The organism is Corallococcus terminator (genome assembly GCF_003611635.1).
In the GTDB taxonomy this organism is placed as follows: Bacteria; Myxococcota; Myxococcia; order Myxococcales; family Myxococcaceae; genus Corallococcus; species Corallococcus terminator.
In genome coordinates, this window is the sequence record NZ_RAVZ01000251.1 from 1 (window position 1) to 15,097 (window position 15,097).

Sequence of the window (15,097 nt, forward strand, 5' to 3'; positions counted from 1 at the left end):
CCCAAGACGCTGGCCCCCGGGGCGCGCAAGCCGCGCATCCTCATCGTGGACGACAGTGAGATGACCGCGCGGATCATCGAAGCGGACCTGGTGTCCAAGGGCTTCGAGGTCCACATCGCGGACTCCGCGGACAAGGCCACGAAGATCATCCTGAAGAAGCAGACGCGCCCGGACCTGGTGCTCCTGGACGTGCGCATGCCCAACGTGAACGGCGAACAGTTCTGCCGCTTCATCAAGAGCAACAGCCTCTTCAAGGGCATCAAGGTGCTGCTGTGCTCCGGTGAGAACGTGGAGGAGCTGCAGCGCATCTGCCGCGAGGCCGGCGCCGACGGCTACATCCCGAAGGACGCCGTGATGGGCAACCTCGTCGCCAAGGAGCTGATGCCCCCCGGCGCCGAGTAGTCCCCCTGCCCCGCCCGCTTCAGGGCGTCGTCGCCGCCCCGGTCGCTCCGGCATCCTCCATGCCGACATCCACCGGGCAGGTCGTCTTGCTGGCAAGCACCTGCATCGCCTCCTTCACGTCGGACTTGTTCGCCTCCGTGGGCTTCGCCTGCACGTAGCGCTGGTACGCGGCCAACGCGTCACAGGGCCGGTTGAGCGTCTCGTAGGCCTTGAGCAGCGCGTTGAGGATGGGGCGCTGATCCGGCTGGAGCTCGAAGGCCTTCTGGTAGTCCGCCGCGGCGCCTTCCGTCAGGCCCATCGCTTCCTGGGACAGGCCCCGCCACACGCGATAGCTGGCGTTGGTGGGCTGCGCTTCCACCAGGGCGGTGGCGGCCTTCAGTGCCCCCTCCTTCTGCTCCAGGCGCGCGTTCGCCGTGTACGCATGCTGGAGCAGGACGACGTTGGCGCCACAGCCGGCGGCAGCGAAGTCGTCCGACGCCTTCGTCACACCCTTGAGGTCGCCGGTGGCCATCAGGAGCTGCGCGTACTCCTGCGCCTTCGCCTTGTCACACGGCGTCTCCTTCAGCTCCGCGCGCAGCTTGCGCACGATGGGCTTCTTCAACCCGTGGTCGAACTCCGGCTCCTCGGGCGCCTTGCTGCACCCGCCGAGGACGGCGACGGCACTGGAGGAGAGACAGAGGACGGTGAGGCGGAACGGGACGCGGGAGGAGGCGGACATGCCCGGCTCTGTAGCCGTCCGCCCCCGGAGGGTCAAACCCCTGACGTGGGGTGACGCCTCCACGTCTACACGTTGTCTGGAGCGCTCGCGGCGTTCTCGCGCTCATCCAGGCCGCGCGCGAAGTTGCCGATGATGAGCCCCGGCCGCGCCGCCTTCAGCCGGTTCAGCAGCGTGCGGATGCCCACCGGTTCACCGCCCGCGCCCTGCCCTCGCGCCACGTCCAGGTACTGCAAGGGGTCGATGCACAGCGAGCGCGTCTGCACCTGATCCACGCGGTACTTGCGCACCAGGTTCTCCAGCGCCTGCACTTCCCCCTCGCGGTCGGTGACGCCGGGGAACAGCAGCAGGTTCAGCGCCAGGTACGCCCCGCGCTCCCGCGCCAGCGCGATGGAGGCTTCCACGTCCTCCCAGCTGTACTTCACCGGCTTGTAGTACGCCTCATAAAGGCCCTTGGACGCGGCGTTCAGCGACACGCGCACGGCATCCAGCCCGGCATCCAGCAGCGCCTTCAGGCCGTGCGTGAGGCTCGCGTTGGTGTTGATGTTGATGGAGCCCCGGTCCGTCTTCGCGCGCATGATGCGGATGGACTCCGCGATGTACTTCCAGCGCGTGAGCGGTTCGCCTTCGCACCCCTGGCCAAAGCTCACCATGGTGCGGCCCGGCGCGTGCTCCAGGTGGTACAGGCCGATGGCCGCCATCTCCTCCGCGGAGGGACCGTCGTCCATGCGCTCGTGCGAGGCAGGGGGGCCGTCTGCGGGCTGATCCGAGATGCAGCCCACGCAGCGCGCGTTGCACATCACCGACGCGGGGATGGCGCCCTCGTCGCGGGCATAGAAGATGTTCTGCGACGTGAAGCACCGGTAGAGCAGCGCGCACGTCTTCAACTGCTTGAGCACGCGGCTGTCCGGGAAGCGCTCCATGTGCGCGGTGACGAGCCCCTTCAGCTCCGGCGTGGAGTACGACTCCGGCTCCCAATGGGAGCGCCGGTCGGTGTGGATGGCCCACGCGAGCGGACCCTTCTCCCCCCACGCCGCCGCCGTGTACGCCCACTGCGGCAGCACCGGCCCGTCGCCCTTCACCTCACCGGGCAGGAACGTGCGCGTGTAGCCGGGCGGAAGCAGCGCGCCCACGGCGTTGGGCACGAAGGTTTTTCCTCCCATCTTCATCTCGCGCACCAGCTCCAGCTCTCCGGAGTCCGGGTTGAGGCCCACCGGCAGCCGTCCGGGCAGGTGCACCAGACGCCCCGCCGCCGGCAGGGCGATGGGCTTGTCCTGCGGCGGCACGAGTTCCTCCCCGCTGCGCAGGGTGGCGATGAGGTACGGATGCTCCATCACCCGGCCCTTGGGGTCCGCGAAGAGCAGTTTCGGCGCGTGCGTCATGGCCCGCTAACTAACACGAGCCGGCCGTGACGCGTCCAACGCCTCGCGTCATGTGTGCGAGCGAATGAGCCCCATCACGCAAGCCCACCCCACGGTGCCGGAGCGCGCCTTGAAAGCGCTGGGGCCCTGGTTTATGGGTCCGCCACGTTTTCGCAGTCCCCTATCCGGAGGCAGTCGTGATCGTCGGAGTTCCCAAGGAGATCAAAACCCGCGAGTACCGTGTCGGCATGGTGCCTGCGGGCGTGCGCGCGCTGACCAGCGCGGGGCACACGGTGCTGGTCGAGACGAACGCAGGCGTCGGCTCCGGCATCCCTGATTCGGAGTACCAGCGCGTCGGCGCGCAGATCATCTCCAGCGCGGATGAGGTGTGGAAGCGCGCGGAGATGGTCGTGAAGGTGAAGGAGCCCATCGCGCCCGAGTACGAGCGCATGCAGCCCGGGCAGATCGTCTACACGTACTTCCACCTGGCCGGCGTGGACCCGGAGCTCACCAAGACGCTCCTGAAGAAGAAGGTCACCGCGGTCGCCTACGAGACGCTCCAGTTGGACGACGGCAGCCTGCCGCTGCTCAAGCCCATGAGCGAGGTGGCCGGCAAGATGGCCATCCAGGTCGGCGCCGCGTGCCTGGAGAAGGCCCACGGTGGCAAGGGCATCCTGCTGGGCGGCGTGCCCGGCGTGCGTCGCGGCCGCGTGGCCGTCATCGGCGGCGGCGTGGTGGGCCTGTGCGCCGCCAAGGTCGCGGTGGGCATGGGCGCGGAAGTGACCATCCTGGACGTGAACCTGGAGCGCCTCACCTACCTGGACGACGTGTTCCTCGGCCGCGCGCAGACGCTGGCGTCGGACACGGAGTCCATCGCGCGCACCGTGCGCGAGTCGGACCTCGTCATCGGCGGCGTGCTCATCCCCGGCGGCAAGGCCCCGAAGCTCGTCTCGCGTGAGCTCATCGCGGAGATGGAGCCCGGCTCCGTCGTCGTCGACGTGGCGGTGGACCAGGGCGGCTGCATCGAAACGTGCAAGCCCACCACGCACGACAACCCCACGTTCACCGTGAGCGACGTCGTCCACTACTGCGTGGCCAACATGCCCGGCGCCGTGCCGCAGACGTCCACGTTCGCGCTCACCAACACCACGCGCCCGTACTCGCGGAAGATCGCGGACCTGGGCCTGGTGGAGGCCATCAAGGCCGACCGCGCCCTCCAGCGTGCCATCAACACCTACAACGGCCACATCACCTACGAGGCCGTCGCCAAGGACATGGGCTACGACTACGTGCCCCTGATGGACGCGATTGGCGGCAAGAAGTAGGCCTGCCTGCCCAGCAGCCGGCCAGACATGTTCTGGCCGGGTTGCCAGGGGGGAAATCCGTCCGGGTGCCCCCTCTGGTTCCCACCCTGTGGAATAAATGATCCCGCCGGGCGTCTCCGCACATCAGAAGCGGGCATGCGGGCGGCGCGGCAGGGGAAAGCGTTGTTGACCCGTCTGCTCCGGTGCATAGATTGACCGTTAGGCAGGCGACGCATTCCCCAAATCATTTCGGGCCCCTGGAAGGCGGGAGCATGATGCTGGACTTCAGGCAACCCAACCGGACGAAGCAGGAATTCGAAGAGCTGGCGCTGGCGCACCTGGATCCGCTCTATTCGGCGGCCCTCCGGCTGACCAAGAACGAGCGCGATGCCGAGGACCTGGTGCAGGACACCTGCATGCGGGCCTACCGCTTCTTCGACAAGTTCGAGCGCGGGACCAACATCAAGGCCTGGCTCTTCAAGATCCTCACCAACACGTTCATCAACCGGTACCGGCGCAAGGTGAAGGAGCGCACGGTGGTGGAGGGCGTGGAGCGCGAAGCCGTGCACGAGCGCTTCGTGAGCCGGGACGCGACGGACTTCGCGGCCAACCCCGAGCAATACTTCTTCGACCGGCTCCTGTCGGACGACGTGCTGCGGTCCATCGACTCGCTGCCCATCGACTTCCGGCTGGTGGTCATCCTCGCGGACCTCCAGGAGTTCTCCTACAAGGAGATCGCGGAGATCCTCGAGTGCCCCGTGGGCACGGTGATGAGCCGCCTGTTCCGCGGTCGCAAGCTCTTGCAGAAGACGCTGCGCGAGTACGCCCAGGGTCAGGGTGTCTTCCGTCATGATGGAGATCCGGTGCCGGCGCCCGCGCCCGCGGACCTGGAAGAGTTCCGTCGACGGAAGAAGGCAGGCTAGTTCGTGGTTGGATTCATCGAGCGCCCATGACCTGCCAGGAACTCGAGCGATTGCTGTACCCGTACCTCGACGGCGAATTTCAGCCCGAGGAACGCCACGACGTGGAGTCGCATCTCGAAGACTGCCCGGCTTGCATCGCGCGGGTGGACGAGGAGATGCAGCTTCGCCAGACGCTCCGGCGTGCGGCGAAGCACTCCGTGTCCGCCCAGGGCTCGCGCGCGCCGGCTTCGCTGCGCGCGGGCATCCAGTCCGGCCTGCACCGTGAGCAGCGCCGGGCCCAGGTGAGCCAGTGGATCCGCGCCGGGGCCGTGGCCCTGGTGGCGGTGACGGTGGGCGGCGCCTGGATGACGTACCAGTCCGGCCAGGCGCAGCGGGCCACCATCCTGGAAGCGGTGCAGCGGCACACGCGCCAGCGGCCCCTGGAGTTCGTGGCGGGCACGCCGGAGCAGATCGAAGCGTGGTTCAACGACAAGGTGGAGCACCGCATCACCCTGCCCCGCCTCCAGCAGGCGCAGCCGGTGGGCGCCCGCTTCTCCACGCTCAACGGCCAGGAAGTCGTCTACGTCAGCTACGAGACCCAGCCCCGGCGCATGAACGAGGCCAAGCGGAACATCGGCGTGTTCGTGTATCCGGCGACGGGCCGGCGGGTGACGGTGGAGGAGTCCCCCACGGTGGAGAACGTGGCCGTGGATTCGAGCCAGGCCTACAACGTGGTGACGTGGCGGGATCACGACATCACGTACGAGCTGGTGACGGATCTGGACGACGCCGCCATCCTGCAGATGCTGCGTGATCAGGAGCTGCGCTCCAACGGCATCCCGCGCCCCGCGCAGGTGAAGCCGTCGGTGAGCGTGCAGAACGTGTCGCTCCAGCCCGTGTCGCTACAGCCCTGATACACGGCTGACGGCGCGGGGCCCGAGTGGTCGCCTGCTCAACTGAATACCGGGCGTTGCGCCCGGTGTGAAGATTGACGGTCCCAGGCATGGCCGATAGCCTCGACCGAGTCTCTCTTCTCGCGCGCCGCCGCTCGTTCGTGGTGTTTCACCTGCGCGCCGCACCCCCAGGACGGCCGTTCCTTCATGTCCAAGCGAATCCTGATCGTCGAAAGCGACGCCACCCTCTCCGCCACCCTGCAGCAGGCCCTGGAAGCCCGGGGCTTCACGGCGCAGACGACGGGGGACGGCAAGGGCAGCGTGGAGCTGATCCGGCGCGAGCGCCCGGAGCTCGTGGTGCTCGCGGTGGATCTCTCCGCCGGACAGAACGGCTACCTCATCTGCGGCAAGCTGAAGAAGGACGACGACCTCAAGGGGTTGCCCATCGTCATCATCGGCAGCCCGGACGGCTTCGCGGCGCACAGCAAGCTCAAGGCGCGCGCGGATGAATACGTCGCCAAGCCCGTGGACACCGACACGCTGGTGGACCGCGTGGGCAGCCTGATCGGCTTCCCGGAGCTGCCGGCCAGTGACGAGGTGGTGGACGACAGCCTCACGCTGGACTCGCTGGGCGACGACTTCGGCAAGGAAGACGCCGCGCCGGACTTCGGCGAGGAGATCGCCGTGGACACGGGCGAGGAGCCCGCGGTGCCCGGTGAAGACCTGGACATGCTGGACGAAGCCTTCGGAGACATGTCCGAGCCCGTCACCGGCACGCCCGAGGAAGAGGCCGTGCTCGCGCCGCCGGAGCTGGAGTCTCCGTCCGCCGAGGAGGAGATCTCCGCGCTCGACTCGCTGGGCTCCGACAACGACGACTCGCTGGACGTGCTGAGCGACCTGGGCGACGACGAGCCGGAGGAGAAGACCGTCATCGGCTTCATGCCGCCGGTGGATCCGGAGCCGGTGCGGGCCACGCCGACGCCCGCGCCCGTGCGCGCCGCGCCCACGCCCGCGCCGCTGCGCGCGGTGCCCACGCCTCCCGCGCCCCGCCCGGTCGCGATCGCAGGCCCGGGCCCGGTGCCCCAGCCGGCGATGGGCCCCTCCGCGGCGGAGGTCGCGGAGCTGCGCAACCTGCGCGCGAAGGTGGCGGAGCTGCAGAGCGCGCTGGAGGATTCGCGCGGACAGGCGACGCAGGCCGAGGAGCGCGTGCAGTCGCTGGAGTCCGAACTCCAGGCGAAGACGACGGAGCTGGAGACCTCGCGCTCCAACGTCGGCAAGAACGACAAGGACACCTTCGCGCTGCGCGACACCGTCAACAAGCGCGACAAGGAGATCCTGCGCCTCAAGTCGGAGCTGAACCAGAAGGACCAGGAGATCATCGAGCTGAAGGATCAGCACCTGGAGCTGGAGCAGAAGGCCAGCACCTCCGACGAGGAGCTGTCGCGCCGCGACGCGCAGATCAAGACGCTCACCAGCCGCACCGAGCAGCTCACCACCGAGCGCAAGCGCGTGGATCAGCAGTTGGCCACCTCCAAGGAGGAGGCCCGCGGCGCCACCGCGAAGCTGGGCACGCTCCAGGCGGAGCTCGATCAGCACCAGGCCCAGGCGCAAGCGCTCCAGGGTGAGGTGGAAGGGCTGCGGGCCCAGGCGGCCCAGCAGGACGCGGACCTCCAGGCGGCGCGCGAGGAGGCCGAAGGCCTGCGCTCCCAGGTGGAAGCCGCGCAGCAGGAGGCGGAAGGCCTGCGCTCGCAGTTGGATCAGAGCCAGGCGGACCTGTCCGCCCAGAGCGCCCAGGCGGCCGCGGATGCCGACGGGCTGCGCGCCCGCATCACCGAGCTGGAGCAGGCGGCGGTGCGCAACGAGGAGCGCGTGACGAAGCTCTACGCGCGCATCAAGGGCGACGAGAAGCTGCGCGAGAAGACGAAGAAGGCGCTCGCCATCGCGCAGCAGTTGCTGGACGAGCCCGGCACCTCCGTGGGCGACGACGCCGACGAGGAAGCTGCGGCCTAGCGTCGCTGGAGGCGGGCCCCGTGAGCGGGGGACGGCGCGGGACGACCGCCCTCCCCCTTCCGGCCCGCTTGTCGCGGTTCCTGGAGCGACGCCGGGCACGCAAGCCCGGCACCGCTCGGAACCTCAGTGACCGCCGCCCTCCTTCTTGGGGGCGGTCTTCTTCTCATGCAGCTTCTTGGCGAAGGACTGCACGGCGGCGGGCACGTTCTTGTCGCGCGCCAGGTCCTTCAGCTCCGTGTCGCGCAGCGTGTTGAGGAACTTCATGGTGACGGTGAGCGGCACCTTGGGGTTCTTCACCAGCGCGAGCTTCACCTTCTGCATCTTCGTCCACTCGCGGTTGTTGTAGATGACGCGCAGCACGTCGTCGTTGATGGCGCGGTTGGCGGCGCACGCGAGCACCTCGCCGTCGGTGATGCGGGGGCTGCGGATGACGGCCGTGCAGACGAGCTTGTTCGTGTCGCGGATGAGGTTCGTGCGCGCTTCCTTATTGCCCAGCGTCGCCAGCTTGATCTTCTCCGCGATGGACATCTTCATGATGCGCTGCGCGAGCGTCTGACGCTTGGCCTCCTCCATCGGGGCTTCGTCTTCCTTCTCCGCCGCCGGCCCCAGTTCCTGGAGGACTTCTTCCGCGGTGGGGCCCGGATCCGGAGGGGCCGCGGCGGCCTGCGGGCCGTAGATGCGCACCCGGGCGGCCTGCATCGCCGGCACGTCCGCCAGGATGAGCCCGCTTCGCACCGCGAAGTCGCAGATGCTGTCCACGAGCGACGCCGGGGCGCCGGGGTTGACGCACAGGTTGCGGACGATGTCCTCGTGGCGCAGCAGTCGCAGTTGGTTCTGCGAGATGATCTCCGCCACCTTCGGGCTGCACGTGGACGCCACGCCCGCGACGGCGTCGTCCGGCGTCTCCGAGTTGAGGACGAGCATCTCCGCGTAGGCTTCCTTGTCCTTCAACAGGCCCAGGAAGTAGCCCAGCACGGGCGGCGGCACGCCCTCGTCGCGCAGCGCGGAGCCGAGGATGCGGTCCGGCAGCGTGGCGCACGTCTTGGCCGCCGTCTCACGCACGTTCGCTTCCGGATCGAACGTGAGCATGAACAGCGCGCCCAGCATGTCCGCCGGATTCAGGGGCACGAGCGACTTGGCGGCCATCATGCGCAGCGGCACGGGGGCGTTGGGGTCCACGTGCTTGCGCAGGTTGGGCGGCAGGAATTCGGCGTTGAAGGGGCAGCCCGGCGGCGGGGCCGGGATGGTGGGATCCGGAGCGAGGCTCATGAGGCGTGATTCCTTCCGTAGATGATGCGCAGCCCCTCCAGGGTGAGGAACTCATCCACTTCCTGGATGGCCTTCGATTCGCTGGCCACCAGCGGGGCGAGGCCCCCGGTGGCCACCACTTTCGCGGTGAAACCCATCTCCGCCTCCATCCGCGCGCAGAGGCCGTCCACCATGCTCACGTAGCCGTAGACGAGCCCGGACTGCATGGAGTGCACGGTGTTGCGGCCCACCACGTGCGGCGGCCGCGCGAACTCCACGCGCGGCAGCTTGGAGGCGTTCTGGAACAGGGCCTCCATGGAGATGTTGATGCCGGGGCAGATGGAGCCGCCCAGGTATTCGCCCCGGGGCGTCACCGCGTCCAGCGTCGTCGCGGTGCCGAAGTCCACCACGATGAGGCCCTTGTGGTGCTTCTCGTAGGCGGCCACCGCGTTGACGATGCGGTCCGCGCCCACTTCGCGCGGGTTGTCGTAGAGGATGGGCATGCCCGTCTTCACGCCCGGGCCGACGAACATGGGGCGCGTCTTGAAGTAGCGCTCGCTCATCTTCTCCAGGCTGAACTGGAGCGGCGGCACCACGCTGGACACGGCCACGGCGGACACCCGCGAGGCGTCGATGCCGCTCCAGGTGAAGAGCTGGCGCACGAGGATGCCGTACTCGTCCGCGCTACGCCGCGCGCTCGTCTCCAGGCGCCAGTGATCCAACAGCCGCTTGCCCTCGTACACGCCGAGCACGGTGTTGGTGTTGCCGACGTCGATGGCCAGGAGCATCACGTGCGCCAGTCTACCGCGAAGCCCGTGAATCAGCCGCGTCCTTGAGGGCGCGTCTGTCCCTGGGGGCGCAGTTGCTCCACGTCGCCCGCGAGCACCCGCTCCACCCGGCCGTCCGCCGTGCGAACCATCAGCGCCCCCGTGGGATCGATGTCCTCCGCGAACCCCTCCCAGTCCCCCCGGTCCGTGCGCACCCGGACCTGCTGCCCCAGGGTGCTCGACAAGGCCTTCCAGCGGGTGCGCACCGCGTCGAAGCCGGTGGCCAGGTACGTATCCAGCCAGGCCTCCAGCCGCGCCCACAGGGCCGCCGTGAAGGCCGCGCGGGCCACCGGCCGTCCCAGGACCTGGGACAGCGACGTGGCGGTGTCCCGCAGCTCCTCCGGGAAGTGCTCCGGACCGGCGTTGAGGTTGACGCCCACGCCCACGATGACGAAGTGCACGCGCTCCGGTTCGGCGGACAGCTCCGTGAGGATGCCCGCCACCTTCTGGCCCCCCAACTGCACGTCGTTGGGCCACTTGATGGCCGCGTCGGAGCCGGCCTCGCGCAGGGCCTCCGCCAGGGCCACGGCGGCCACCAGCGTCAGCTCCGGCGCGTGCTGCGGGGCCAGCGCCGGGCGGAGGATGGCGGAGAAGTACAGGTTGAGGCCGGGCGGGGACACCCAGGCGCGGCCCCGGCGCCCCTTGCCCGCCGTCTGCTGTTCAGCCACCACCACCGTGCCGTGCGGAGCGCCATCCTGGGCCAGCCGGAAGGCCGTGGCGTTGGTGGAGCCGAGGGTCTCGTGGTGGTGCAGCACGCGCCCCATCGCGCGCGTGGTGAGCAGTGGGTGGAGCTCCAGCGAGGAGAGCCGGTCCGGACGGCCCACCAGCCGGTAGCCCTTCGCGGGCACCGCTTCGATGCGGTAGCCCTTCAGCCGCAGGGCCTCCACGTGCTTCCACACGGCCGTGCGCGACAGGCCCAGCCGGTTCGACAGGGCCTCCCCGGAGATGAAGCCCTCCCCACCTTCGGAGAGGAAGCCCAGGATGCGCGCGTCCTGCGACAGCTCGTTCGTCTCCACGGCCATGCGCGGGCGCTTCAGTTCGCGGCGGCCGGCGGGGTCGCGGCGGCGCCAGCGGGCCCCACCTTGAAGGACACCAGTTCCAGCTCCGTCTGCGGTACGCGCTTGCCGTCCTGCTCCGTGGCGACATCCACGCGCACCAGGCCCACGCCCGCGGCGAAGGTCATCGTGTTGACGAGCGTCGTCTTCGCGTCCACCCGGTTGCGGCCCTCCACGCTCACGCAGTTGGGGAACGACCCCGCGGGCGCCTGGCACGCGAAGCCCACCTGCACGAGCTGGTAGCGCTCCGTTGAGGACACGGACACCACGTTGTTCCACCCGCGCCCGGCCTCCAGCGGGCCGCGCAACAGGTAGCGCTTGGGGTCACGCAGGCCGTAGGCGTCCACCGTCAATTGCCCGCCCTGGTTGTCCAGGAAGTACCCGTCCTGCTCCTTGACGATCTCCACGGTGACGGGCTTGTCGTCCCGCTTGTCCAGCCGGTACGTCCACTGGTTGCCCACCGCCAGCGGGTAGTACTCGGCGATGGATTCGGGTGCGGGGCGCGTGTCCGACTCGACGCGCTTCGCGCATCCAGAGCCCACGAGCGTGGTGGCCAGGAGGGCGATGCCCCCCACCGTCGACAGCGATTGCCTCATACTCAAGGGTTCGCGTGGCCCTGGCCACGCGCCTCCACCGTTGCGTGGTTTCGTGATGCGTAGAGTGTGTCGAGCGCCTGCTGCGCCGCGGCCTGCACCGACGGCGTGTCGTGGCCCTGGGCCACCGTGTACAGGTACGCCTCCGCCTCCGGGCCGCCAATCTCGCCCACCGCGAAGACGATCTCCTGCAGGAAGCCGGGGTCGCGGCCGCGCGCCAGGTCGATGAGGGCCGGCACCGCGCTCTTCGCCTTCATCTCCGCCAGCGCGCCAATGGTGCGGCGCACCGCGTCCGCGTCGCTGGTGTCCTTCAGCCGCTCAATCAACAGGGGCGCGGCGGCCGGGTGCTTGCGCTCGGCCAGGGTGCGCAGGGCGAACTCGCGGATGCGAGCGTCGACGGCGCGCAGGTCCGTCACCAGCGCTTCGTCCGTGCGCTCCAGCGCGGAGAGCTGCATCAGCGCCGACTCCGTCACCTGCCGCAGCACGCTCTCCAGCGCGGCGCGCATGGCGACCCGGCGGCCCTCCTCCGAGTCCTCCTGCACCTGCGCCTCGCCCAGCCCCACCACCTCGTAGTGCTGGGGCACGGCGCCGCCAAAGCGCTCCAGGGACAGGTTGGCGCCCACCTCCGCGAAGCTGTGGGGATTGCCGTCCTTCAGCACCTCGCGGGTGAAGGGCAGGTCCAACGACATGCGCCAGGGACGTACCTTCTTCGGATCCTCGTCCGCCACCAGTTCGAAGCGGCCGGAGCCCTCCAGCGCGTCGGAGAACAGCTCCCGCACCCCATCCGGACCGAAGCCCAGGAGCGCGTTGTCCCGCACGGTGTCCCCGGACAGTTCCACCGGCGCCACCGGATGGCGCGGGGCCTGCGAGCGGCAGGCCCCGAGTAACAGCACGCAGGAGGTGAGCAGCAGGGCCGGCTTCATGGCCCCCTTACGCTAACACTCCCGCGTCCACCGCACCCGATTCCGTGAGGGACTTCAGCCCTCTTTGCCCTCGGGCGGAGTCCCCGGTTCGGACGACACCGGTGCCTCGTGCACCTCGCGGGCCTCGCGGATCTCCACGGGCTCGCTCTGGGATGCAGCCGCATCGGCGGCAGGCGTCGCGGACGCCTCATCCGAGGGCGACAACGCGGGGCTCGCGCCCGGCGTCACGGCATCGGACGCGGCCTGCGCGGCTTCCACACGGGCCCGCGCCGCATCGGCGGACTCCGGCTCGGCCTTCACGGCTTCGCCCGCCTGCCACGCGTTGCCTTCGCTCGGCGCGCTGACGGCTGCTTCCCCGTGGGACGAGCCAGGGGCCGCGTCGGCCGCGACGGGCAGTGCCTCGCCCGCGAGCGCGACCAGCCCTTCGCCTCCGCCACTTCCACCCACGGAAGGCGCGGCGATCTCACCCGAGGCGGCGACCGTCTCGCCAGTCGAGCCTGGCGCGGGAGCGCCGGCCTCGCCCGCGAGCGTGCCCTCCGCTCCGCGCGTGCCACGGCCGCGACGACCCCGGCGGCGACGGCGGCGGCGCTTGCGCTCGGAAGCGGAGGCCTCGGCGGAAGCACCACCCTCGGCGCCCTCCTTGGCTCCACCCACGAAGGCGCTGGCGGCCTCCAGGTCGTCGTCCCCGTCCTCGTCATCCCCCTCGTCGGAGTCGTCTTCCTCCGACGACGCGGGCGTGAACCCGGCGGCGGCCGGCGGCGCGGCGGCCACCGGTGCTGCCTTGGGCTCGGGCGTTTCGGCTCCACCCTGCGCGGCGGCCGCGTCGCGGGCCTCGTTGCGCGCACGCTGACGGTCGCGACGGCGCTCGGCACGCTCCTGCCGGTCGCCCCGCTCGGGACGCTCCTCGCGCTCCGGCCGGTCCGCGGCGGGAGCGGAGGCGGACACCTCCACCTCGCCACCCTCCTCGCGGGCCTGCTTCTCGCTCTTGCGCTCCTCGCGGCGCCGCTGGGCCTCCTCGGCGTCCAGCTTCGCGGCCTCGAAGAAGCGCTCGTCGATGTCGTACAGCTCCACCTGGGTGACGTTGACGGCCGTCCGGGCCTCCAGGAACTTCTCACCCAGCGCGTCGCCGCACCACAGCATCACCAGCGAGCCCGTGGCCTGCGCCTCGGAGCGCGCGTCGCCGCGCACTTCGCCCGCGCTCACCAACAGGCCGACCTGCGCCGAGTAGTGGCCCAGGTCGCGCCGCAACTCCTGCACCGTCTTGCGGTCCACGCCCGGCGTGCCCTTGAGCATGCGCACCGCGTAGCGCAGTTCCACGCTGCCCTCGCGCTTGCGCGCGGTGAGCAGGGGGCCTTCCTTGGAGCGCTTCGCGACCTTCAGTTCGCGGAAACCCAGCCCGTGCATCATCTTCACCACGGACTTCTCGAAGGTGCCCACGTCCGCGTCGCCCAGGCGCTTGCGCAGCCCGCGCGCCACCGCCCGACGCGCGTCCTTGAGGGCCGTGCGCGCGGTGGTGATGAGGGCTTCGTCCACCAGGGGTTCCACACCGGCGACTGGCTTGCCCAGCACCGGGCGGCCTCCCTCCAGCGGGATGCCCAGGGCCTGCGCGAACGCCGCCTGGAGCTCCAGGGGCGGCGCCTCGCTCGGCGCACCCGCGCGCTCCAGCGACACCTCCCCGGTCTCCTGGTTGAAGGCGTACTGGGGCCGGCGGCCCGCGTCGATGCGGCGCTGGTTGTCCTCCAGCAGGGCGGTGAGCACCGCCTCCACCGTCGTCTCCTCGGCGCACAGCTCCTTGGAGCGAGCGCGTTCGATGAGCTGATCCGTGCGCAGGCCGACTTCCGCCTCGCTGAGGATTTCGAACACCACCTCCGGCAGCGGCGGGAAGCGCTTCCTGCGACCCCGCTCCTCGTCGCCCTCGTCCCGGCGGCGCTTGCGTTCCGTGCCACGCCCCGACGCGCGCACGTTGTCCGTGCGCGGCTCCGGGTGGCGTTCCACGGGCCGCAGGGGAGGAAGTTCTTCCTCCGGATGCGGCTCCATCACGCCCGTCTGTGCAAGTGCCTCGGCATCCTCGGAGAGTGACCAGTCCGTCAGTGCGAAGGTATCCTTCGCCGTGACAATCACCTTGCGATCCCGCGTCCGCCGCGCCATGGCAGCCAGACGCGACAGCATCGTCACTTCCGGTGTCTTGCCGATGTGGGACAGCAGGCTCAGCTGGATGGACTTCTCCGTGATCTCAAGGAAATGCAGGGGGCGACCTTCGCTCTCCAGCACTCGGAGCGCGGCCTCGTAAAATGTCATCGAGTAATCCCCAAGAATTCCGAACGGTTACAAAAATGTAGGTCCGTATGGGCGGCGGATGCTAGCCACCGCTAAACTGGCTTGTCAACGAACGTAAATGACCCGGATACGCATCGGACAGCGTTGGAAGCGCGAACCGTCAGCCTCCCCGCTCGATTCCATCGCGCTGGAACTGGACGGGGTGAACCTGTTGTCCGGGGCCGTGGAAGAGCCCCTGGCGGAGGTGATTCCCGCTCTGGTGGAGGCCGTGGCGGCCCTGCACGTCGGCGCCCGCCGGATGGCCCAGGTTTCGTTGACGGATGCGCATCTGGAACTGGTGCTCCGGCGCGTCGGGCCGGACATCGAACTTTCTGTCGCGAGCCTTGCCCGGCCCGCTCACCTCCTGCGTCCCCCTATCAAGGTTGACACCGAGGAGTTGACAAAAGCGACCCGGGAAAGTGGCCAGCGCTTCCTCCAGGACGTGGCGAAGGTCGCCCCCAAGGCCCTTTCCCCCACGGTCGCCCGGAAGCTGGGCGAGGCGCTCAAGGGCCTGGGCAAGCCCGCCCCCCACAAGGAGGACCCTCCCC

The 15,097-nt window shown here is 69.7% G+C and carries 13 protein-coding genes and 1 pseudogene; 6 read left to right on the plus strand and 8 right to left on the minus strand.

The genetic code is table 11. The features are described 5' to 3' along the window. The coding region (locus D7V88_RS29085; RefSeq protein WP_147448908.1) for a response regulator at positions 1-402 on the plus strand (402 nt) is incomplete at its 5' end. Positions 403-421: 19 nt separating this feature from the next. Here D7V88_RS29085 and D7V88_RS29090 read toward each other — a convergent pair. Both D7V88_RS29090 and D7V88_RS29095 read right to left on the minus strand, forming a co-directional pair. Next, complete coding sequence (locus tag D7V88_RS29090) at positions 422-1,120, minus strand: hypothetical protein (RefSeq protein ID WP_120543882.1); 699 nt, start codon at positions 1,118-1,120, stop codon at positions 422-424. A gap of 65 nt (positions 1,121-1,185) precedes the next feature. Beyond that, the gene (locus D7V88_RS29095) at positions 1,186-2,499 is read right to left on the minus strand and encodes a radical SAM family protein (protein ID WP_120543883.1); all 1,314 of its coding nucleotides are present in this window, start codon (positions 2,497-2,499) and stop codon (positions 1,186-1,188) included. 176 nt (positions 2,500-2,675) lie between these two features. On the opposite strand from D7V88_RS29095, the gene ald reads away from it, so the two are divergent. From ald to D7V88_RS29115, 4 genes are all read left to right on the plus strand, one after another. After that, positions 2,676-3,803 (plus strand): alanine dehydrogenase, encoded by a 1,128-nt coding sequence (gene ald / locus D7V88_RS29100; RefSeq protein ID WP_120543884.1) that lies wholly within the window; start codon positions 2,676-2,678, stop codon positions 3,801-3,803. Positions 3,804-4,057: 254 nt separating this feature from the next. Next, complete coding sequence (locus tag D7V88_RS29105; protein ID WP_120543893.1) at positions 4,058-4,705, plus strand: sigma-70 family RNA polymerase sigma factor; 648 nt, start codon at positions 4,058-4,060, stop codon at positions 4,703-4,705. A gap of 26 nt (positions 4,706-4,731) precedes the next feature. Then, complete coding sequence (locus D7V88_RS29110) at positions 4,732-5,598, plus strand: anti-sigma factor family protein (protein WP_120543885.1); 867 nt, start codon at positions 4,732-4,734, stop codon at positions 5,596-5,598. A gap of 186 nt (positions 5,599-5,784) precedes the next feature. After that, positions 5,785-7,587 (plus strand): response regulator, encoded by a 1,803-nt coding sequence (locus tag D7V88_RS29115; protein ID WP_120543886.1) that lies wholly within the window; start codon positions 5,785-5,787, stop codon positions 7,585-7,587. 123 nt (positions 7,588-7,710) lie between these two features. On the opposite strand, the gene D7V88_RS29120 is transcribed toward D7V88_RS29115, so the two are convergent. The 6 genes from D7V88_RS29120 to D7V88_RS29145 are packed head-to-tail and all read right to left on the minus strand — an operon-like array spanning position 7,711 to position 14,531. Then, a complete protein-coding gene (locus D7V88_RS29120) occupies positions 7,711-8,856 on the minus strand; it encodes a hypothetical protein (RefSeq protein ID WP_120543887.1) in 1,146 nt (381 codons plus the stop codon). Further along, complete coding sequence (locus D7V88_RS29125) at positions 8,853-9,623, minus strand: type III pantothenate kinase (RefSeq protein WP_120543888.1); 771 nt, start codon at positions 9,621-9,623, stop codon at positions 8,853-8,855. Before D7V88_RS29125 ends, D7V88_RS29120 begins: the two co-directional genes overlap by 4 nt. A 32-nt stretch (positions 9,624-9,655) precedes the next feature. Then, complete coding sequence (locus tag D7V88_RS29130; RefSeq protein ID WP_120543889.1) at positions 9,656-10,684, minus strand: biotin--[acetyl-CoA-carboxylase] ligase; 1,029 nt, start codon at positions 10,682-10,684, stop codon at positions 9,656-9,658. Between the two features lie 11 nt (positions 10,685-10,695). Beyond that, on the minus strand, positions 10,696-11,313 hold the full coding sequence (locus D7V88_RS29135) for a hypothetical protein (RefSeq protein WP_120543890.1): 618 nt from the start codon (positions 11,311-11,313) through the stop codon (positions 10,696-10,698). A gap of 2 nt (positions 11,314-11,315) precedes the next feature. Next, the gene (locus D7V88_RS29140) at positions 11,316-12,233 is read right to left on the minus strand and encodes a HEAT repeat domain-containing protein (protein WP_120543891.1); all 918 of its coding nucleotides are present in this window, start codon (positions 12,231-12,233) and stop codon (positions 11,316-11,318) included. 54 nt (positions 12,234-12,287) lie between these two features. Continuing rightward, positions 12,288-14,531 carry an HTH domain-containing protein gene (locus tag D7V88_RS29145; protein WP_120543892.1) on the minus strand — a complete coding sequence of 748 codons (2,244 nt, stop codon included), beginning with the start codon at positions 14,529-14,531 and terminating at the stop codon, positions 12,288-12,290. A 97-nt stretch (positions 14,532-14,628) separates the two neighbouring features. Here D7V88_RS29145 and D7V88_RS29150 point away from each other — a divergent pair. After that, positions 14,629-15,097 (plus strand): annotated as a pseudogene (locus tag D7V88_RS29150) (outer membrane protein assembly factor BamB family protein); the annotation flags it as partial.